The sequence below is a fragment of the Amycolatopsis sp. SID8362 genome (genome assembly GCF_010550475.1).
GTDB lineage: Bacteria > Actinomycetota > Actinomycetes > Mycobacteriales > Pseudonocardiaceae > Amycolatopsis > Amycolatopsis eburnea.
Genome location: NZ_JAAGNB010001205.1, coordinates 1 through 224, shown reverse-complemented (window position 1 = coordinate 224; position 224 = coordinate 1). Strand labels below are relative to the sequence as shown.

Sequence of the window (224 nt, the reverse complement as noted above, 5' to 3'; positions counted from 1 at the left end):
GGAACCGCGACGCAAAGTCTCAGACGGCCCACAGGTTCGGCGCGGATCATGGTGGTCAGAGGGGATGAGGAGGCCGCGATGATCACCACCCGTCCGGGGTACCCGCGCTGGCACACCGCGAGTGCGCAGGGCCCCCGCTCGCTCAACGCCGACGCCGTCGGGGCCTACGCCGCCGCCGGTGGGCCCGGTGTCGTCTTCGCGCTCGCCGACGGGGTCGGCGACGA

1 pseudogene is annotated in these 224 nt (G+C 73.2%); it reads left to right on the top strand.

Annotation, left to right across the window (positions count from 1 at the left end):
• Positions 1-78: 78 nt before the first annotated feature.
• Positions 79-224: pseudogene (locus tag G3I65_RS58900) on the top strand (serine/threonine protein phosphatase); the annotation flags it as partial.